Annotated in this window: 20 protein-coding genes and 4 pseudogenes; 8 read left to right on the top strand and 16 right to left on the bottom strand. The window is 68.3% G+C overall.

Annotated elements, in window-relative coordinates; translation table 11 throughout:
- Positions 1-98: 98 nt before the first annotated feature.
- Together OG758_RS45740 and OG758_RS45735 are read right to left on the bottom strand one after the other, a co-directional pair.
- Positions 99-392 (bottom strand): annotated as a pseudogene (locus OG758_RS45740) (zinc ribbon domain-containing protein); the annotation flags it as partial.
- Between the two features lie 338 nt (positions 393-730).
- Positions 731-1,051: a LysR substrate-binding domain-containing protein gene (locus tag OG758_RS45735; RefSeq protein WP_326715329.1), complete on the bottom strand. Its 321-nt coding sequence runs from the start codon at positions 1,049-1,051 to the stop codon at positions 731-733.
- Here OG758_RS45735 and OG758_RS45730 point away from each other — a divergent pair.
- Both OG758_RS45730 and OG758_RS45725 read left to right on the top strand, forming a co-directional pair.
- Positions 989-1,129, top strand: coding sequence for a hypothetical protein (locus OG758_RS45730; protein ID WP_326716306.1), 141 nt, complete (start codon positions 989-991; stop codon positions 1,127-1,129). The two genes, OG758_RS45735 and OG758_RS45730, sit on opposite strands and share 63 nt — an antisense overlap.
- Positions 1,130-1,653: 524 nt before the next feature.
- Positions 1,654-2,049, top strand: a complete 396-nt coding sequence (locus OG758_RS45725; RefSeq protein ID WP_326716250.1) for a PPOX class F420-dependent oxidoreductase — start codon at positions 1,654-1,656, stop codon at positions 2,047-2,049.
- Positions 2,050-2,160: 111 nt separating this feature from the next.
- On the opposite strand, the gene OG758_RS45720 is transcribed toward OG758_RS45725, so the two are convergent.
- Positions 2,161-2,424 (bottom strand): PepSY domain-containing protein, encoded by a 264-nt coding sequence (locus OG758_RS45720; RefSeq protein ID WP_326715328.1) that lies wholly within the window; start codon positions 2,422-2,424, stop codon positions 2,161-2,163.
- Positions 2,425-3,005: 581 nt separating this feature from the next.
- A pseudogene (locus tag OG758_RS45715) lies at positions 3,006-3,131 on the bottom strand (IS5/IS1182 family transposase); the annotation flags it as partial.
- 116 nt (positions 3,132-3,247) lie between these two features.
- Between OG758_RS45715 and OG758_RS45710 the strand changes: the two are divergent.
- From OG758_RS45710 to OG758_RS45700, 3 genes are all read left to right on the top strand, one after another.
- A complete protein-coding gene (locus OG758_RS45710; protein WP_326715327.1) occupies positions 3,248-3,517 on the top strand; it encodes a hypothetical protein in 270 nt (89 codons plus the stop codon).
- A gap of 316 nt (positions 3,518-3,833) precedes the next feature.
- Positions 3,834-4,331 carry a hypothetical protein gene (locus OG758_RS45705; RefSeq protein WP_326715326.1) on the top strand — a complete coding sequence of 166 codons (498 nt, stop codon included), beginning with the start codon at positions 3,834-3,836 and terminating at the stop codon, positions 4,329-4,331.
- Entirely contained in the window at positions 4,328-4,837 is a 510-nt protein-coding gene (locus OG758_RS45700) for a DinB family protein (RefSeq protein ID WP_326715325.1), read from the top strand. The genes OG758_RS45705 and OG758_RS45700 overlap by 4 nt, the downstream gene beginning before the upstream one ends.
- A 568-nt stretch (positions 4,838-5,405) precedes the next feature.
- Here OG758_RS45700 and OG758_RS45695 read toward each other — a convergent pair.
- The 8 genes and pseudogenes from OG758_RS45695 to OG758_RS45645 form a co-directional block, all read right to left on the bottom strand.
- On the bottom strand, positions 5,406-6,437 hold the full coding sequence (locus tag OG758_RS45695) for a C40 family peptidase (protein WP_326715324.1): 1,032 nt from the start codon (positions 6,435-6,437) through the stop codon (positions 5,406-5,408).
- 361 nt (positions 6,438-6,798) lie between these two features.
- Positions 6,799-7,622, bottom strand: a pseudogene (locus OG758_RS49220) (winged helix-turn-helix domain-containing protein); the annotation flags it as partial.
- Between the two features lie 96 nt (positions 7,623-7,718).
- Positions 7,719-9,368 (bottom strand): M4 family metallopeptidase, encoded by a 1,650-nt coding sequence (locus OG758_RS45680; RefSeq protein WP_326715321.1) that lies wholly within the window; start codon positions 9,366-9,368, stop codon positions 7,719-7,721.
- Positions 9,369-9,663: 295 nt separating this feature from the next.
- Positions 9,664-9,926: pseudogene (locus OG758_RS45675) on the bottom strand (proprotein convertase P-domain-containing protein); the annotation flags it as partial.
- A 678-nt stretch (positions 9,927-10,604) separates the two neighbouring features.
- Positions 10,605-10,982, bottom strand: coding sequence for a toxin Doc (locus OG758_RS45660; RefSeq protein ID WP_326715320.1), 378 nt, complete (start codon positions 10,980-10,982; stop codon positions 10,605-10,607).
- 3 nt (positions 10,983-10,985) lie between these two features.
- Positions 10,986-11,237 carry a hypothetical protein gene (locus tag OG758_RS45655; RefSeq protein ID WP_326715319.1) on the bottom strand — a complete coding sequence of 84 codons (252 nt, stop codon included), beginning with the start codon at positions 11,235-11,237 and terminating at the stop codon, positions 10,986-10,988.
- 169 nt (positions 11,238-11,406) lie between these two features.
- Entirely contained in the window at positions 11,407-11,967 is a 561-nt protein-coding gene (locus OG758_RS45650; RefSeq protein WP_326715318.1) for a hypothetical protein, read from the bottom strand.
- Positions 11,968-12,290: 323 nt separating this feature from the next.
- Positions 12,291-13,154 carry a class I SAM-dependent methyltransferase gene (locus tag OG758_RS45645; protein ID WP_326715317.1) on the bottom strand — a complete coding sequence of 288 codons (864 nt, stop codon included), beginning with the start codon at positions 13,152-13,154 and terminating at the stop codon, positions 12,291-12,293.
- Positions 13,155-13,293: 139 nt separating this feature from the next.
- Between OG758_RS45645 and OG758_RS45640 the strand changes: the two genes are divergently transcribed.
- On the top strand, positions 13,294-13,662 hold the full coding sequence (locus OG758_RS45640) for a hypothetical protein (protein WP_326715316.1): 369 nt from the start codon (positions 13,294-13,296) through the stop codon (positions 13,660-13,662).
- A 310-nt stretch (positions 13,663-13,972) separates the two neighbouring features.
- Here OG758_RS45640 and OG758_RS45635 read toward each other — a convergent pair whose 3' ends face one another.
- From OG758_RS45635 to OG758_RS45620, 4 genes are read right to left on the bottom strand one after another with little or no spacing between them, the layout of a single operon-like run.
- Positions 13,973-15,202, bottom strand: coding sequence for an MFS transporter (locus OG758_RS45635; RefSeq protein WP_326715315.1), 1,230 nt, complete (start codon positions 15,200-15,202; stop codon positions 13,973-13,975).
- Positions 15,199-15,657, bottom strand: coding sequence for an ArsI/CadI family heavy metal resistance metalloenzyme (locus OG758_RS45630; protein WP_326715314.1), 459 nt, complete (start codon positions 15,655-15,657; stop codon positions 15,199-15,201). The genes OG758_RS45635 and OG758_RS45630 overlap by 4 nt, the downstream gene beginning before the upstream one ends.
- A 59-nt stretch (positions 15,658-15,716) precedes the next feature.
- Positions 15,717-17,096 carry an NAD(P)-binding domain-containing protein gene (locus OG758_RS45625; protein ID WP_326715313.1) on the bottom strand — a complete coding sequence of 460 codons (1,380 nt, stop codon included), beginning with the start codon at positions 17,094-17,096 and terminating at the stop codon, positions 15,717-15,719.
- A 33-nt stretch (positions 17,097-17,129) separates the two neighbouring features.
- A complete protein-coding gene (locus OG758_RS45620; protein ID WP_326715312.1) occupies positions 17,130-17,300 on the bottom strand; it encodes a hypothetical protein in 171 nt (56 codons plus the stop codon).
- A gap of 73 nt (positions 17,301-17,373) precedes the next feature.
- On the opposite strand from OG758_RS45620, the gene OG758_RS45615 reads away from it, so the two are divergent.
- The gene (locus tag OG758_RS45615; RefSeq protein WP_326715311.1) at positions 17,374-17,739 is read left to right on the top strand and encodes an ArsR/SmtB family transcription factor; all 366 of its coding nucleotides are present in this window, start codon (positions 17,374-17,376) and stop codon (positions 17,737-17,739) included.
- Between the two features lie 38 nt (positions 17,740-17,777).
- The gene (locus tag OG758_RS45610; RefSeq protein ID WP_326715310.1) at positions 17,778-18,320 is read left to right on the top strand and encodes a DinB family protein; all 543 of its coding nucleotides are present in this window, start codon (positions 17,778-17,780) and stop codon (positions 18,318-18,320) included.
- Positions 18,321-18,322 lie beyond the last annotated feature (2 nt).

Genomic DNA, 18,322 nt, shown 5'->3' with positions numbered 1-18,322 from the left:
GCGGGGGCACTGACAACAATGCAGACCCGTGCGTACGCGCAGGTCACCCCTATCTCGAGAAGTGATCCCTCCCGGGCCTGAAGGCCCGGGGATCCTCACTAGATCCCGCTGAAAGTTCCGGTGTTCGGGGGTGGGTCTGGGGCGGTTGACCGCGCCCCGCGTCGCCACAACTCTTCCGCACGGTGACGGATGTTGCGGGAGCCGTTCCAGTCCGCGTGTGCAACGACACCACAGGACCGGCATACGAAACGGGCCGGACTGACGCGGTTCGCCTTGTCGATGTGCCCACATTCGGCGCAGGTGCGGGAGGTGTACGCCGCATCGACGTGCACCACCGGTACCCCCGCCTTGCGGGCCTTGTACGCGATGAACTCTCCGAGTTGGGCAAAAGCCCTCGGCTGCCATCAGCTGCAGTTTCAGCGGGAGGCGTTTTTGACTTGGAGACGGTGCCGTTCGGGCCGTCTGCCTACTTGGTGGGCGTGCAGCAGGCGGTGAGCCGCAGCAGGAATCGCTGGCCGCGCTTGCCCTGGCTTGTGGATGGTGGCGGGCTGGTGGCACGGAGGACGGCACCAACGCCGTTAGATCCCGTCTCTACCACCCCGTTGGGTCCCCGCAGTCCGTCGCCGCCTCGGCGAGTGCGCGTACCAGGGAGGGTCGCGCGGTCCGTGGGCCAGATGAGGGCCCACTGGACGGGCGGGGCATCGTAGAGGGAAAGGAAGACGACATCAGGCTACGCGTTGTAGCGCTGCCCCTCGTCGGGGACTGTGCACACCGCGTCGCCTGCGTCGACGAGGGCAAGGATCTCGTAGAAGGTGGAGGCGGCAAGGCCGCGGCGGACAGGACGTCCGGCCGGTGTGCGGGTCGGCAAGACCGCGCTCTCCCAGTAGGCGGGAAGAGGGCCGTTCAGGCGCGGCACGATGTGGTCGCCGAGCACTTCCATGCTCACCGACTCCTGCCCGGCGAGCGGGTGGTCCGAGGCCACCATCAAGTGGAGCGGTTCCTCGCGCAGCACCGCTCCGACGACTGGTTCGTGCTGGAGGTGTCCGACCACGCTGAGGCCATCGAGCTGACCCGCGGCTTCCCCACCCCGGAGGCGCTCGAAATCCGCCCGCTCCTCGAATCGGCTTGATCAGCAGGTGTCCCGCGCCGCCATCTGCCCGGACATCCGGCGCGCCTGACCGGCACGTCCTGCCGGGTCCCGAGCGCTGCACCCCTTCACAGGAGTTGACTTGATACCGACATCGGTGACCTACGGGATTCATTCGCAGTGCATCGGGCTTCAGCCAGGTGGTGAAGCGAATGAATCCCGGTAGCGGGAAAGCATGGACAGCGCGTACAACACCGCCCACTAGGCCATCAGCGGGTGCAGCTCCCGCTTCCCGGGGGACGACCAAGCCAACCACCGTGACATCCGCTGAGGTTGGTCGCCCGACGGCCTCCACCGGACGTTCAACCAGACCCCGCGCGTGCGGCACTCGGACCTGGTACCCGCTACATGGCGTACGAGGCGGGCGAAGCCCTCGCCTAAGCCATCGCGCTTGCACAAGCGTGGAGCATGCTCGACGCCCGGGGTACACGAGATCCGTGGTGGCAATGGGGCTGGAGGTTCTGATTGGGTGGGTGCTCCGGCGCCACACGAGAAAGTTGCCCGACATGACATTGCCTAGTGAGCTGACCGAGGTCTTGGGCGGCCCAGCCATCTGTTTCCTGACGACGCTCATGCCGGACGGTTCGCCGCAGATCACCCAGACCTGGGTCGACACCGACGGGGACCATGTAGTCATCAACACGGTGACGACCCATCAGAAGGTAAAGAACATCCACCGTGATCCGCGCGTCGCCGTCGCAATCGCAGATCCGGCGGAGCCCTCCCGCTACTGGGCAATCCGCGGCCGCGTCATTTCCTCCACGACGGAGGGCGCCGAGACGCACATCGACAAAGTGGCGCACAAGTACCTCGGCGGACCCTATCCCTGGTTCGGTGGGCGCGACCAGGAGCGCGTCATGCTGACCATCAGCACAGACAAGGTGCACTCACCACACGGTTAAGCGACTCACGGACCGCATCCGACCTCGCACACGCGCCCAACCCGCCCGAATCGCTCCGGGCTCCCCGCCCCGACCGGCCGAACGGCAGGACACCCGGGCAAACAGTAGGCTTCACCGGTTCGCGGAGTTGTCCTCCTCGAGGATCTCACCTGTATGGGCGTCGAGCTCGATCCACCACACGCCCCCGGCGGCGTCTTCGACCTCGACGGCGAATCGGTAGCGACCGGGCACGGTCTCGTCCTCGCCGTACTCGAACCCGAGGACGTCCTTCCTTGCCGGGTGCCGTGCGGCGGCGATCCGCTCGAGTTCGTCGCGCGGCATGACCTGGCCGGCTTCGACGATTTGCCGCGCCTGTTCGCTGTCGATGCGTCTCATGTCGCCACGGTATGGCGGCGTCCGTTGCCCGGCGACCGGTGCACGCCCCTTGGTCTACGGGGTGGGGCGGCGGCCGTGGTCGGCGCGCTCGCGGTCGCTGGGGAACTGGCCGCGTCTGTCCGGCAGGAGGACGTGCCAGGTGGTCACGTCGGGCCGTGCAGGGCGTGGGCGCGGGTCAGGCCGGGCTTGTCGCCGGCCGACGGGCCGCGTGCGGATGCGGTAGCTCTCGGGGGCTACTGGCGGCCGGGGGCTTTGCGCCGTCGGTGAGAGCCTGGGCGGCGTTGTTGTGGATCGGGTGGGAGAAGCGGGCGGGCGCGCCGGTGACGGGAGCTCCGCGCCGTGGGGCGCGGTCTGGGCGTGCCCGGCGGTGTGTGCGTGCGGCGGCTTGTGGTCGTCGAGGTCGAACGCGCAGCCCCTTCGGGCCGGCGGCAGTGCCCGGCCGACGCCTGCCGGGGCCGGGCGCGCGACCGGGAGCACCAGTCGAGTGTCTCGGTCTCGTGGATAGATGCCGCGTGTACGGCGTACCCCGGTGGGTGGGCTGGAAGCGATCACCCTTGCGCTCATAGCGACGACGGAGACGGCGACAGCCGGCGCCAGCAGGCGAGCCAGGACATGGTGCCCTCGATCGTCCAACGGTGACGCCCCAGTCGCTGCGAAGGCTCAACTCCTCTGCGGACAATGCGATGCCGAATGCCTCGGCCGGCTAACCAACGACCCGGTGATCCGAAGGGGGGCGGCCTCGGTGCAAGATGGGCGCGTGCTCCCTCCCCGACTCCTGTGGCGTGATCCCCGGCCCATCCCCCGGTTCAATCGGCAGGAGCCGGTGACCCAGATCGTCCGTGATCCCAGCTTCTACGAGCCGAGCGATGAGGACGACTGCTCAAGGTACGGGTACTTCTGCCAGGCGCATGACCGCCACTACTGGCACGAGTCCTGCGGGGAAGGGCCGCACTTCATCGCCCTGCACTGCCAAGAGCACGGGCCGGAGAGCATGTGGCCGCAACCACTCATGCTGATGTTCCCCGAAGGGTTCGACCCCCCGCTGAACGACGCGCAGCTGGCCTGGGTGCGGGCGGAGGATGACGCTGTCTAGTGCTTGACCGGGAAGGTCTGCCGGGTCGGTGAGTGCCGGACGACGCGGCGTTGATCGGCTTCGATGACTCGCCGATCGCGCGGCACCAACCGACCGCTGACCAGCGTGCGGCAGCGGAGATGGACCGCACGCCTGCGCGAGGCTCAAAGGAGATCGCCGCGGCACCCGACGGCATGTGGTGCCGACGGCAGACCCGGTTCGGCGGGAGGGCGCGCAGGGTGGGGATCGTACGTGCCCGGCCAGGCGTTGTCGTACCTCCGCTGTAGCGTCCAGGCCAAAGTCAGGGTCATGCTCTGCGGTTGACGGAGGCGCGCGGATGACGAGTACGACAGGCGAGGCCGTAGTAGCGGTGTCCCGGCACATCAAGGCCCCGGCACAGGCCATCTTCAGGATCCTGGCCGACCCCGGACGGCACCTGGACCTCGACGGCTCCGGGATGCTGCGCGGTGGCGTCTTTGACTTCGTGGTCTCGGGCGTCGGGGACGTCTTCGTGATGCGGATGCACTATGAGCCCTACGGCGACTACGAGATGAAGAACCACGTCGTCGAGTACGCGCCGGACCGCCGCATCGGCTGGGAACCCAGGCCCGGTCGTGGGCACCCGGACGCCACCGAGCCCGGGGCCGCGTGGGGCCATCGGTGGATCTTCGACCTGCTGCCCAACGGGGCCGGGGCGACGGTGGTGACCGAGATCTTCGACGGCTCGCGCATGCCGGAGGACAAACGTGCGGAAGTCGACAGTGGGCGCGCCTGGTGGCAGACGCAGATGGCGAGCACCCTGGAACGCCTCGCCGAACTGTGCGCCGTCCGGTGAACGCCGAACTCGACGCCCTCAAGAGCGCCCTGGACCACCAGCGCGAGCACATCGTCGGGATCCTCACAGGGCTCTCGGAGGACGACCTGCGGCGGCCGGTGCTGCCCAGTGGCTGGAGCTGCCTGGCATTGGTGCGCCATCTCACCCTGGATGTCGAACGCTTCTGGTTCCCCGGGGTGATCGCGGGCGAGCCGGATGTGGCCGGACAGCTCACGACGGGCGCGGAGGCACACTGGTACATACCCGAGGCGATGAGCGCCGAGGAAGTCTTCGCCGAGTACCGAGCGGCCATCGCGCGCGCGGACGCTGTGCTCGCCGCCGCCACGCCCGAACAGGAGCCTGCCGCATGGCCCGTGGAGATCTGGCCGACCTGGCGGCTGCCTGACGTGCGGCACATCCTGATCCACGTGCTCGCGGAAGTCGCCTGCCACTGCGGCCACTTGGACGCGGTCCGCGAACTGATCGACAACACCACCTGGCTCGGCGGCAACCCCTATGCCGGCTAACGCTGCGGCCGGATCAGGTCCGCCGGGTTCTTCAGACCGCGGAGGTGAGGGGGCGTCCGCCCCAGCGGATGCCTTTTTCCCTGCAGATGCGGGCGCCTTCGCGGCGACGGATGGCGACGACGTCGCGGTGGCGGGCGGCGACGACGTCGCAGTGGCAGCGCATTGGCGATGCCAGATTCCCGCAGGGCGGGGCGCGGCGGTCGGCGTCGCCCCCGCGGTGGCGGTAAGTGGCCTGGTGTGACGGGTCGTTGAAGGGTGTGACGTGCCGATCCGCCATCGGAGTCGTATCGCTCGCCGACCGGCGACACGGCCCCGATGGCGTGAGCCAGTAGTACAACTGGCCCGCCGGAGACCCGGCAGGGCTCACCTTCGCAGAATGTTCGCGCGAACAAGGGTGTGCGGCCGGACGGCTTTCCGCCATGGCCAAACACCGCCACCGGGGCCAGCTTCCAAGCCTCAGAGAGACGTGCCAGATGCCCCGGGCCGAAGCGTGTCTACCTGGACACGGAAGAAGGGGCACCGCCCCACCACGGTGGACCCACCGTGCGAGGATCAGATACGGGCGCGATCAGCCTGCGACGCGGACGCCGAACTGGAAGCTGCCGATCGTGCTCATCGACTCGTAGCGCACCGAGGCCCCCGGGTGCGGCGCGTGCAGCACCTGGCCGTTGCCCGCGTAGAGGCCGACATGTTCGGTGTTGTTGAAGAAGACCAGGTCACCGGGCTTGAGCGCGCTCATGCCCACCCGGATTCCGTCGTTGACCTGCGTGTACGTCACCCGGGAGATCTGGATACCGGCCTGTGCGTACGCCCACTGCGTGAGGCCCGAGCAGTCGTAGGAGTTGGGCCCCGTGGTGCCACGGACGTACGGCTTGCCTATCTGGGAGGCGGCCGCGTTCAGGGCGGCGGCACCAAACTTGGAGGCGGCCACCTCGTTGCCGAGGTTGACGCGGCCCGTGGAGGATCGGCTGGCCCGCGCCTCGTCGGCGGCCATCTTGGTGCGCTCGGCGGCGGTCAGGGAGTTCAGCAGCTTCTGCGCCTTGCTGAGCTTGCCCTGGATTTCCTTCTTCTTCTTGCCGAGCTCGGTGCGGGTGCCGGCGAGGTCCTGGAGCTTCTCTGCGGCCTCTGCGCGCTCCTGGGCCAGCTCGCGCTGCTTCGCCTGAACCTTCTTGAGCGACTCCAGCTGCCGCGCGGAGAGCGAGTCGAGCGTGGACGCCTTGTCGAGGTAGTCGCCCGGGTCGGCGGAGAGGAAGAGCTGGACCGAGGGGTCGATGCCACCGGAGCGGTACTGCTCGCTGGCCATCGCACCGAGACCCGTACGCAATTCATTGAGCTCGCCCTGCTCGCGGGCGACCTTGTCCTGGAGCTGGCCGATCTCCTTCTCCAGCTTCTTCTGCTTCTCCTTGGCCCCGTCGTACTGGTTGGTGGCCCGCTCCGCCTCTTCGTAGAGCTTGTCGACCTTCGCCTTGACCTCGCTCTTCGTGGGCTTGGGGGCCGCGTTGGCGGCCTGTGAAGTAAGGGCCACGGCAGCGGCGGCGGTCGCCGTGAGCACGGTCACACGGGTACGGCTCGACTGCTTGGATCGACGGTGGGACGCCACGAAGGCGATCTCCTTCTTCTTCCAGCCGCCCACAAGAGCCCAGCGGGCGGTGCCCCTCCACCGTCACTCACCTCATGTGAGTGATCACCCGAGCGGAGGCTCGAGACCCGACCTTAGTGACCTTCCTGTGACCATTTCAAAGCCTGACGTGAAAAATCTCGCTCATACCCTGCATTCTTTGCGCACAACTCACCTACAGCAATGTCAATTTGACGCTGCGTTGCATGATGGTTTTGCCAACTAGACGAAACTGAACAGACGTTGCAGTTCCGACAGAACCCAGACAACAGGCACGGGATGCCTGTTTCGTGAGCATCACGGATATGGTCAACGTCAGACCGGGTAAGACCACGGTCCCGAACGAGATGCCCCCATTCTCACAGTCCCAGACCAGGACGATCGGGCCGCCGAGTTGCTGGTGTGCGGCATCCAGCAGGCGTGGTGTGTAGTCGGTCTCGGTGAAGCCCTTCCGCCGGCCCTTGGCGGGGCCGTGGTCGAGGTGGATGCGATAGATGAGCCGGGGCCGGTGGCCGGGCTTGGTGCAGATCAGTGCCGCCATGGAAACGCGTTTGGTGCCCGCGGCGCTGACCCGCACGACGGACGTGCGCCCGCATCGTCTGCAGGTGCGGTCTTTGGGCGGCCTCAGCCCCTGGCCGGCTTCGTCCTCGAGGCACAGTCAGGCGCCCAGGTCCGCCGCCGTCTTCTTATGATGGGCCACTGCTCGTCCTTCCAGGCGGCGATCTTCGCCTCGTCGCGCTCGGTGGCCTTGCGGGAGGGGACCTGCCCGCTCCAGCCGATGCGGTGCAGCAGCAGGTCCATCCCGGCCAGGGTGTAATCGACGCCGAAGCGGTGTCGGACGGCCTCGGCAATCCTTGCCAGGGTCCAGCACTGGTCGCTCCAGCCGGCGGCGGCCGGACCGGCATCCAACACCGCTTCCAGTGAACGTAGTTGACTCGCATCGAGCTTGCAGCGGGCACCGCCGGGGCCCTTGGAGACCAGGGCCTGCCGACCACCCACAGTCAACGCCCGCCGCCAGCGGTTCGCCGACATACGGGTCACCCTGAACTGCCGGGCCACCTCCCGGTCACCGGCCCTCGCCTCGATCAGATCAGCAGCCGCCAACCGGACCCGCTCACGCCGAACCCGCTCCCAAGCCGTCAGCCCTCCGCCATCGGGATACCTCATCCCTCAAGACCGCACGACAAGACCGCCACCTCCTACGAGGCAGCGGTCAGTCTGGCGTCGCTCCTGCTCTGGGCAGGATCCGTTTGAAGGCGGACCCTAGTTGACGTTGACCGCCGTCCAGGCAGCCGCGACCGTCTTGTACTCGGTGCTCGTGGAGCCGTACAGGGCCGATGCCGCGGAGAGCGTGGCCGTACGGGCGCCCGCGTACTTGGTCGTCGACGTCATGTATGTCGTCAGCGCCTTGTACCAGATCTGCAGGGCCTTGGCCCGACCGATGCCGGTGACCGCGGTGCCGCTGTAGGTCGGGGAGTTGTAGCTGACTCCGTTGATCGTCTTCGCGCCACTGCCCTCCGAGAGGAGGTAGAAGAAGTGGTTCGCGACACCGGACGAGTAGTGGACGTCCAGGTTGCCGACGCTGGAGGACCAGTAGTTGGCGGAGCCGCCGTCCTTGCTGGGCTGGTCCATGTAGCGCAGCGGGGTGCCGTCACCGTTGATGTTGATCTTCTCGCCGATGAGGTAGTCGCCCACGTCGGCAGAGTTCGCCGCATAGAACTCGACGCCGGTGCCGAAGATGTCGGAGGTCGCCTCGTTCAGGCCGCCGGATTCACCTGAGTAGTTGAGGCCCGCAGTGCTGGAGGTGACACCGTGGCTCATCTCGTGGCCTGCGACGTCCAGCGAGGTCAGCGGGTGTGTGTTGCCCGAACCGTCGCCGTAGGTCATGCAGAAGCAGCTGTCGTCCCAGAACGCGTTCACATACGAATTGCCGTAGTGCACGCGGGAGTAGGCGCCGACACCGTTGTTCTTGATTCCGCTGCGGCCGAACGTGCTCTTGTAGAAGTCCCAGGTCTTCTGGGCTCCGTAGGCGGCGTCCGCGGCGGCCGTCTGGTCCGTGGTGGAGCTGGAGGCGGTGCCGGTGCCCCACACGTCGTCGGCGTCGGTGAACAGCGTGCCGGTGCCCGACGTCCCGTGCTTGAGGTTGTACGTCTTGTGGCCGCCGCGCGTGCCGTCGGTGAGCTGGTACGTCGAGCCCGACAGGGTCGTGGAGAGGCTGACCGTACCCGAGTAGAGGGTCTTGCCGGTGCCGGTCTCTATGCCCTGGTACTCGTAGAGCTTCTTGCCGGTGGCGGCGTCGGTGATGACGTGCAGCTCGTTGGGGGTGCCGTCGTCCTGGAGGCCGCCGACGACGGTCTCGTAGGCGAGGGTCGGCTTGCCGGTGGCGGCCCAGATCACCTTGCGGGGAGCCTGGTCGGCCGAGGTCTTCGCCGAGCCGGCTGTCTTGGCGGCGGTGAGCGCCTGCTTCTCGGCCTTCGCGGTGGTGACCACGGGCTTGAGTGAGGCGACCTTGATGGCGGTCTTGATCGCCTTGGTCACGGTCTCGGTCGTGCCGGTCTTGTTCTCGTGTACGACGAGGTCGCCGCCGAGGACCGGAAGTCCGTTGTACGTGCGCTCGTAGCGGGTGTGCACGGTGCCGTCGACGTCCTTGATGACGTCTCTGACTATCAGCTTCTCCCTGGAGCCGAGGCCTATGCGCTGGGCGGTCTCCACCGTGGCGGCGTCGGCCTTCTGGATGAGCGCGGTGCGCGCCGAGGTGGACAGTTGGAGGGGGGAACCAGCGAGGGGGGCGGGCTTACCGGCGGGGAGCGCGGCGGCACCGGTGGTCAGACCGGTGGCGAGCAGGGCTCCGGCGGCAACGGTGGTGGCGATGGCCAGAGTGGTTCGGTTGCGACGCGCGTAGATGGGGGTCACGCAAGCTCCTTCTTGGGGGGCGTCCGAACGGCATGGGTGACCGGACGGGCGATTGCGAAGTTGCGGTGCGGGTGAGCCGTGCGGTGGAAGAGTGCCACCCAGGACGCGTACATGTCAGGAGCCCATAAGGATCTTGGCCGAAAATTGACGATCAGGTGAACAGCGGGGTGGTCTCGCGCCGTGCCCACCCCCGCCAAGGGCGGGTCAACGCAAACTCACACCCGGGCAAAAGAGGCCTCTGCCCCGGGAGTTGAGCCTCCGGGACGGAGCCCCTCGCGCCGCACTCGGCAGCGGTCTACGGGAAGGGCAGTTTCCAGCTGCTGAGCAGCCGGCGTCCTGGGCCGCCTGGTCCTGGACCTTCAGTTTTCACGTCCCATTGGCGACTTCGGAGCATGCATTGACCGTGCAGGTCGCATTCGCGTTGTCCGCCGATCCAACGAACTGAAGCTCTCCAGGCGGTACATGGAGCCGTCCGGGGCCACCAGGGGCGTCGCCGGTACGGCCGCTGACCGTGATCGATGAGGTGACGGCAGTACCGTTGTCCGAAATCGATACGTCGCAGGGATGGCGCGCGGCGGCAAGAACGAGGCGGAACATCGGGCACAGCTGCGTCATCACAGTCGCGACCTGCGCAGCCGAAGCGTCTTCGAGTGCGGGGTGAACCTCACCGTCGGCAAGGAAGAAGGACTTGGTGCGCCTAAGCGGCCGCAGCGGGGTCGTGCGTGACCACCACCACCGTCTGGCCCAGCTCGTCCACGGCTTGCCACAGCAGCTTCAGCCATGATCTGGCGCGAAACCCCGGGCGTTCACGACTCCGTTGGGAAATCCACATAACGGCTCTCGGGGGCGCGTCATGCCGCAAGGGTGAGTCGTGCGAGGTGGGAGACGTGAGTGGTGCCGAGTGGGGTCTCGTTCAGCCAGGCGTCGACGCGGGTGATGTTGAGGGCGGTGGCGGAAAGGACGTTCGCGAGGTGGGTTTTGCTCTGGCCTCGGTAGGGAGAAGAACCGTGTGGACCAGGGGCTTTTCATCTGCCGGGGGTGCGGGGTCGTTGCCCACGCCGACCGGAATGCTTCTCACAACACCGCCACCCATGGCGAGAGCGTGTGGAATGCGGAGCGTGAGTCACGCGCCCCTGCCACCCCTTGGGGTGTCTGGACGGAGGAGTCCACCCCAGCAGCCAGCTGAGCACTACCTCAAATCCCGGTCCTTTGGGGCCAGGTCAAGTTGACGCCCTGTCACAGGCGCCAGGCGCGGATGCGGTCGGCCGCCGTAAAGACGTCGGCCTTCCCGGAGAGCAGTTCGCCTGCGAGGTCGACGAGTTCGCCGTAGGGGACGTCGATGCCTTCGCCGCTGGCGTGCATGTAGGCGATCGTCACGGCGCAGGCGAAGCGGATGTTGTACGCGGGCAACGGCTTGAGGAGCAGGAAGGTGTGCAGCAGGGCTGCCGTGCGCCAGGAAGCGTCGGAGTCGGTGCCGGCCCGGGGCGGGTCGACGCGGTGGCGGGCTACGCCGGCCATCAGCGCCGAGAAGTCGCTGACAGTCGGGTGTTCGGGCATGGCGGTCTCCTGTTGCTGCAGGAGCCATCTCATGTCGACATGGATGACAGGCGGCATCTGTCAGGCGGCCCGCTCTGTTGCCCCGGCCGCCGGGCCGTCATCCAGGCCCGCGGCCGCGATGGCCTCGGCGAGGGCCGGATCGTGGAAGACGCGGGCGAAGACCTCGGCGCCTTCCTTCAGCGCACGGTGGCGGGCGATCTGGTCGGCGGTCGAGGCGCGTACCAGGGCCTTGAGGGTGACCCCCTGCTCTCGCGCCAGTTCGCGGAGCTCGTCGAGCTCCTCTTCGCTGAACTCCACATTCAAGGCAGGCATGCCTGGAGGGTACCGTCCAGGTACCATTCCATCAATCATCGCAGGTCAAAGCCCATGATGAGAGGTACCCGGCTGCCCCCGGCGATTGCTGCGGCGTGATGCGTTTGTCGCGCATCCAGACCGTGCGGATGTCCGATGTCCAACGCTGGGCAGTGGGCGGTCTGCGTAATCACGAGCGATGCCAGCCGCTCTCGGCACGGCGAGACTGCCCGGGCCAAAAACCGCGGCAGCCGGTCCGAGTGGCCGACCGCGAGCACATCGACACCACCTCGCCCGTCGAGGCAACGATGTACACGCTGCTGTCGAGAGCCATCATGCCGAAGCCCGGATGGCCCGCGTGCACGCCGAGGAACGCTGATGCCGCGCCCCGGCCCATGATGTCCCAGCGCCGCAGGAGTCGGACCCGGGTCCAGACCGGCGGCGCGTCGCTGCCGCTGTGCATATGTTGCAGCACGTTCCGGTGTGTTCGGGTGCCCTGTGGAAGCTTGACAAGGAACTCGCGCCGGTGGTCGAAGAGGCCAGAGGAGACGGCAAGGTCGTACCAGTCCGCGTTGAGCCGCTCGACGAGCCGCGGAGTGTCATACGGGTGAGGGAAGCCTCCGACGACGTCCTCGACGGCGTATCCGCCGACGAATGGCATCGTGCCGTGCGGCACGGTGTTCGGAATCAACTCGAGGCCGGCCCGCCACAGCGACCGGTACACCTTGCGTTCGCGCTCCTGAGTACCCATCGGTCACCGTTCCAGCAGGACCGACATGCCAAGAAGCCCCCGCCTGGCCAGCAAAGCCCGCGAAGCTCAGCCGGAGAACCGGCGGCTCGCAGACCGTGTCCGAGCCTTGAAAGACGACCTCGCCGCCGCACGGACCAGCCTCCGGCGCATGATCCGCAACGAGAACCGGCTTGAACCCAGTCCGTGAGACGTCTGCTTCCAGTGATCATGGAAATGTGCCTCCAGCGAGGCGGTGCCGACCTCCTCGAACCGACCACACGAAGGGTTGCTCACATGGGGGACATAGCGACCGAGCGGCGCCGCATTCTGCAGTCGCCACCGCACTAGCAATTCGGTCGGCGTACGGCCGAGATCAGGCCGCCGGGCCGTTCCTCCCGCTGGGGCGGGGTGCTGATCGGGCGGCCGTAGGCGGCGCCGCGCTCGCGCAGGGTGTGGCTCTCGGCCTCCCACCCGTGCCCGGCCAGCCAGCCGACCGGGTCCTCGGGCATTTCCGAGACCCACATGGACGCGGCCGATCCGGGTCCGGCGTCCGCGCCGAAGCGGTCGATCACCCCGCGCGAGCCCAGGGTCAGCCCCATCCGGCTGCCGGGTGCGGAGCCGGCGCCGATCCGGGTCAGCAGTAGCTCCACCGCGTCCTCGGGCAGGTAGATCAGCAGCCCTTCGGCGATCCACACCGTCGGCAGCGTGGGGTCGTGCCCGGCGGCGGCCAACGCAGCGGGCCAGTCCTCGCGCAGATCCACCGGGACGGTGATCCGGGTGCAGCGCGGGACGGCCCGCTCCTGGCGCAGCACCGAGGCCTTGAAGTCCAGCGGCTCGACGGTGTCGACCTCGAACAATCGGGTGCCCTCGGGCCAGTCCATCCGGAAGGCCCGGCTGTCCATGCCCGCGCCGAGCAGCACGACCTGCCGGACGCCGGCCGCGGAGGCCTGCTCCAGTAGGTCGTCGAGGAACTTCGTCCTGATGATGATGGAGAACGCCACGCCCAGCTTGCGCCGCTGGGAGGCCTCGTCCCCGCGCGGCGGCAGGGCCGAGTCCGGCCCGAGCCCGCCGGCGGTGGCGAAGGCCAGCGCCAGCGGGTCATGGAACAAGGCGTTCTCCCGCGCGGTCTCCAGGGCCCGTACCCGGGCCACCCCGACCGCCGTGGCCCACACTCCCGACGGCTGTACCCGCCCCGGTTCCTCAGTCATCGCAGCAGCGTAGCGCGGTGGCTGCGAACCTGGGCGGGTCGGTGGCGGTGATCGACCCCGACCTCATCTGCTACGTCCCGGGCGAGGCTGTCGGGGGCGTCTGGCGGGTCGGCTAGGACGGGAAGCTGACCGGGAGTTCGTGGAGTATGCCAACTACGGCCCGCCCATGGACGACTTCGCCAAGTTCACGGAGTCCAAGCACTGGCTGGACCGGCTCGGCCAACAACCCGCTGTCGCAGTGCGCGACTCCATCGCGGAAATCCTGGACCAGCAGGTTCCTGGCGCAACCCTGGAATGGATCAAGGTAGCCGACGTTCCGCGCTACCTCACCCGAGGCCGTCCGCAGCCGGACGACGAGGGTCACGTGATCATCACGCGGGCCGGCATCGCTCTGCCGTTCACGCTCTCCGTGATCAGCCCCGGACGCAAGCTGAAGATCCTCCAGGGCGCATTCTCCTGGGTCGCCGTCAGACTCGACCAGCCCGGCAACCGCAAGGACCAGGTCTGACTCGGCCTACGGGCCGATCTGGACTGGGCCGAGACGGAACTCCGTAACCGGATCTGCCGCGTCGGCCAGGCCCCAGCCTCCGGCCCCACCGCCTGACGTCCGCCCCGTCCTAAATCCCGGGTCGGCACAACGTGCTTTTCGTCCCTCATGCCGCCGCATGATCCTGAGCCGCACAAACGTCGCGACGACCCGAGATGATGGACATGCGCAGTGCGGTGACCCAGTACAGGAGGCGTACGCGTTCGATGTCGGCGGTGTACTGGCGCAGTTGGGACTGGAGTTATCCCGGGCAGCCTGCAGCGGGTACCGGTCAGTGGTCGGCAATATGCGTGTTCGTCGGTGCTGCCCTGACGGCGACCAAGGCTGCGATTCCGGAGAAGAGGGCCAGCACCGCGAACAGGGCTGGGTAGCCGCCCAGAGGTGAGGAGAGTGCCGCGCCAGCGAAGGGTGCAAGGGCGGAGGCAGCCGTGGCGGGGGCGGCGAGGAGGCCGGAGAGGCGTCCGTAATGGGTGGTGCCCCAGCGGTCGGCGATGGCGGTGGCTTGCAGCAGGGTGAGGTTGCCGCGGACCATCCCGGCGGCAACGGACAGCATGAACAAGAGGGTGTACGGACCGGGGACGATCGCGAGTGCGGCGGTGGTGGCACCGCCCAGTGCGATGAGTGCCACGGTGCGGGCGGTTACTGCGGTGCGGCGGGCGAGGCCGGCGTAGAGGGTGCGGCCGAGGGTCTGTCCGACGCCGCCCAGGCCAAGGGCCCAGGCGGCTTGAGCGGTGGTGAGACCGCGCTCCAGGAGGAGCGGGACGAGGGCGACGACGACGGCGAACACGGCGAACGCCGACAGAGTGAGAGCTGCGGCCAGCATCCAGAACGGCCGGCTCCTGGCCACTTCACCTGCCCCGCCTCTGGCATGGAGTGGCGCTGAGGCAGCTTTCGGCCACGGCGCCTTGAGGGCGAGGGCGTGAGCGGGGATCGTGACGGCGGCAAGGATCAGGGCCAGAACCAGGTAGGTATTTCGCCAGGAGAGGTGGTCGGCGAGTACGGCGGTCAGGGGTGCGAAGACGGTCGAGGCGAGGCCGCCGGCCAGGGTGACGATGGTGAGGGCGCGGACGTGGTCGGGGGCCCACCACCTGGTGAGGGCGGCGAATGCGGGCTGATAGAAGGTCCCCGCCATTGCGATCCCGGCCACGATCCAACCGGCAACGAAGACAGGCAGGTTGGGGGCGACGGCGATGATGAGCAGGGCGAGGACACCGAGGGCGGATCCGGCGGTCATGACGGTGCGGGGGCCACGGTGGTCGATGATCCGGCCGACGCGTATCCCGGCGATGGCGGAGATCAGCAGGGCGGCGGAGAACGCGGCTGTGGTCGCCCCGACGGGCCAGCCGGTCGTCGTCGTGATCTGCGGATTGAGGACCGGGAAGGCGTAGTAGACGATGCCCCAGCTGGTGATCTGGGTGGCGCACAGCGCGGGCAGCACGGCGCGCGGCCGCGACCGGTCCCCAGTTCCGGTCGCTGCCGAGCGGGCGTCCAGGTTGGTCACGGGCAGCAGCCTGGGGCCTGGGCCGGGGCTGTCTCGCTCTCGGCCGGGTCCGTGCAGCACGCGTCAGCGTTCTGCTCGGTCATTGCTTCGGCGTCTGCCTTGACGACGTAGACCTCCCAGGGCTCGTGACCGGGGCCGTGGACCCACACCTTGTCCTGCAGGGCGTAGCAGCAGGTGGTGTCGTTCTCGACGTGGGTGGCCAGACCCGCGTCGGCGAGGCTGGTGGTGGCGGCGTGAACGGCTTCGGTGGTTTCGACTTCGACGCCGAGGTGGTCCATGCGGGTCTCTTCGCTCGGGGCGCCCTGGATGAGGACTAGTTTGAGCGGGGGCTCGGTGATGGCGAAGTTGGCGTATCCGTCGCGGAGTTTGGCCGGCTCGGTGCCGAACAGCTTGCTGTAGAAGGCGATCGAGGCGTTCAGGTCAGGGACGCGCAGGGCTAGCTGTACCCGGGACATGAGAATCCTCCTGACGCTGGGATGGCGCACCGGCCGGATGGCCGGGGCGGCAGAGCGAATCAGCAGCAGCCGCCTGGGGACGACTCCTCAACGGTGAGGGCAGCGGCGGCTCCGACGCCGATCTGCACAACGGCAGGCGCCGGAGCGCAGCAGCCGCCGCCCTCCCCCTGTTCACTGGCGGGATCGTCGAACAGGCCTGCGCCGCCGCACACACCGGTCTCGGGCAGGGTGAGTTCGACGCGGTCGGCGGACTCGATGTCCCCGGCGATGGCGGCGACGACGGAGCGGACCTGCTCGTAGCCGGTCATGGCCAGGAACGTGGGCGCGCGGCCGTAGGACTTCATGCCGACCAGGTAGATGCCCTGCTCGGGGTGGGAGAGCTCGCGGTGCCCGTGGGGGTAGACGGTGCCGCAGGAGTGCTGGTTGGGGTCGATCAGCGGGGCCAGCCCGAATGGGGCCTGCAGGCGCTCGTCCAGGCCCAGGCGCAGCTCGGACAGGAACGAGAGGTCCGGGCGCAGGCCGGTCAGGACGATGACCTCGTCGACCGGCTCGAGGCGCCGGCTGTCCTGCCCGATGAGGATCAGTCGTCCGTCCGCATCGCGCTCCACCGAGTCCGTCCGGAAGCCGGTGACCGCGTCCGCATAGCCGTTGTCCACGGCTGCCTTCGCCGCCAGGCCGAGTGCGCCGCGGGCGGGGAGCTGGTCGGCGCTACCGCCCCCGAACGTGGAGCCGCTGATGCCGCGCCGCAGAATCCACACCGCATGCGTGCCGGCCTCGTCCTTGGCAAGCTCGGCGAGGGAGGCCAGGGCGGTGAACGCGGACGCGCCGGAGCCGATCACGGCGGTGCGCTTGCCCGCATAGCGGGCGTGCACGGCCGGGTCCTTGAGATCGGGAATGCGGTAACTGATGCGCTCGGCGGCGGTCTTCTCGCCGAGGGCGGGCAGGCCGCTCGCGCCGGCAGGGCTCGGTGTGGTCCAGGTTCCGGAGGCGTCGATGACGGCGCGGGCGAAGACGCGCTCCTCGCCTGCGGGGGTGGTGAAGTGGACGACGAACGGCTGGCTCTCACGGTCGGCGTCGACGATACGGTCACGGCCTGCACGGGAGATTCCAGTGACCGTGGCCTGGTAGCGGACCTGCTCGCCCAAGCCGTCGGCCAGCGGCTGGAGGTATTTGTCGGCCCAGTCGCCTCCCGTGGGATAGGTGGCGCCGTGGGGCGTGGTCCAGCCGGTCGGCGCGAGGAGCTTCTCGGCCGCTGGGTCGACGAGTTCGCCCCAGGTGGAGAACAGCCGCACGTGCGACCACTCGCGCACAGCGGACGCGGCGGCAGGGCCGGATTCCAGCACCAGGTGCCCGATACCGCGCTCGTTGAGGTGGGCCGCGGCGGCAAGCCCGGCGGGTCCGGCTCCGATGACGACGACGGGGAGCTGCTGCTCGCTCATGACGGTCGGTCTCCTCAAGGTTGGTGGGGCGAATCAGCGGGCGAGGGAAAGCGCGGGCATCTGGTTGCGCCGCTGATGGGCCGTGGTCCGGCAGGAGCTGTCGCAGACCTGAGCACGTCTGTCGCGGAAGCTGACGCCGGCCAGGTGACGAGCCGTGCGGCGGGCCCGGGCGGCGGTGAGAGCGGTGCGGATCAGTGCGGTCACGACAAGCCCTTGCTTCGATGCCTGTCTATGTCTGGAGCTTGCCACTGGTATCGACGAGTGTCAACATAGACGTATGTCGAATTCAGAAGTTGTCGAGCTGGCGGTACTGGACGCCGAGACTGTGGTGCCGTGCTGCCCGCCGCTGGCCGAGCGCCCCCTCACTGCCGAGGAGGCGGTTCGGACGGCCACGATGTTCAAGGCGCTCGGCGACCCGGTCCGGCTGCGGCTGTTCTCGCTGGTCGCCTCGCACGAAGGCGGCGAGGCCTGCGTGTGCGACATCTCCGATGTCGGCGTCTCCCAGCCGACGGTCTCCCACCACCTGAAGAAGCTCAAGGACGCCGGGCTGCTCACGTCCGAGCGGCGCGGCACCTGGGTCTACTACCGGGTGGAGCCGTCGGTGGTCGCCGCGATGGGGCAGATGCTCGGCACCCGGGGCTGAGCCGACCGGACATCCTGCACGGAGGGCGGGTGAGGGTGATGGACACGTCGTCGTCGCTGGATCGTCAGGCGGTCCACGAGGAGCTGGAGCGGGTCCGTGCGACGTTCCACCGGCTCCTCGACGGCGCGAGCGAGGCCGACTTGCGCCGGCCCACAAAGGGCACCCGGTGGACCAACGAGCAGCTACTGTTCCACATGCTGTTCGGCTACATCCTGATGCGGCCGCTGCTGCTCCTGATCCGGATCTTCGGACGGTTTCCGCGCGGGGTTGGGCGGGTTTTTGCCCGGCTCCTCGACGCAGGGACCAAGCCCTTCGATGTCGTGAATTATCTGGGCCCGGTGGGCGGGGCGAGGATCTTGGGGCGCCGCCGCATGGGGACCGTGTTCGACCGCGTGATCGCCTTCCTGCATCAGCGGCTCGACGCCGAGCGGGAGGCCGACTTCGCGCTCGCCATGCCCTATCCGACGCGCTGGGATCCGTTCTTCCATGACGTCATGACCGTCGCGGATCTCTACTGCTATCCGACCCGGCACTTCGATTTCCATCGCGCACAGCTCACCCTGACCGCAAAGGACCGTTGACC

This window comes from Streptomyces sp. NBC_01474 (assembly GCF_035918215.1).
GTDB lineage: Bacteria > Actinomycetota > Actinomycetes > Streptomycetales > Streptomycetaceae > Streptomyces > Streptomyces aureus.
This window is presented reverse-complemented; position numbering and strand designations above follow the sequence as displayed.

Excerpts from the sequence above, each read along its gene's own strand:
- OG758_RS45725 (WP_326716250.1), top strand. The coding sequence starts at position 1,654 with ATGACATTGCCTAGTGAGCTGACCGAGGTCTTGGGCGGCCCAGCCATC.
- OG758_RS45720 (WP_326715328.1), bottom strand. The coding sequence starts at position 2,424 with ATGAGACGCATCGACAGCGAACAGGCGCGGCAAATCGTCGAAGCCGGC.
- OG758_RS45705 (WP_326715326.1), top strand. The coding sequence starts at position 3,834 with ATGACGAGTACGACAGGCGAGGCCGTAGTAGCGGTGTCCCGGCACATC.
- OG758_RS45660 (WP_326715320.1), bottom strand. The coding sequence starts at position 10,982 with ATGCCGCCTGTCATCCATGTCGACATGAGATGGCTCCTGCAGCAACAG.
- OG758_RS45655 (WP_326715319.1), bottom strand. The coding sequence starts at position 11,237 with ATGCCTGCCTTGAATGTGGAGTTCAGCGAAGAGGAGCTCGACGAGCTC.
- OG758_RS45650 (WP_326715318.1), bottom strand. The coding sequence starts at position 11,967 with ATGGGTACTCAGGAGCGCGAACGCAAGGTGTACCGGTCGCTGTGGCGG.
- OG758_RS45645 (WP_326715317.1), bottom strand. The coding sequence starts at position 13,154 with ATGACTGAGGAACCGGGGCGGGTACAGCCGTCGGGAGTGTGGGCCACG.
- OG758_RS45630 (WP_326715314.1), bottom strand. The coding sequence starts at position 15,657 with ATGTCCCGGGTACAGCTAGCCCTGCGCGTCCCTGACCTGAACGCCTCG.
- OG758_RS45625 (WP_326715313.1), bottom strand. The coding sequence starts at position 17,096 with ATGAGCGAGCAGCAGCTCCCCGTCGTCGTCATCGGAGCCGGACCCGCC.
- OG758_RS45615 (WP_326715311.1), top strand. The coding sequence starts at position 17,374 with ATGTCGAATTCAGAAGTTGTCGAGCTGGCGGTACTGGACGCCGAGACT.
- OG758_RS45610 (WP_326715310.1), top strand. The coding sequence starts at position 17,778 with ATGGACACGTCGTCGTCGCTGGATCGTCAGGCGGTCCACGAGGAGCTG.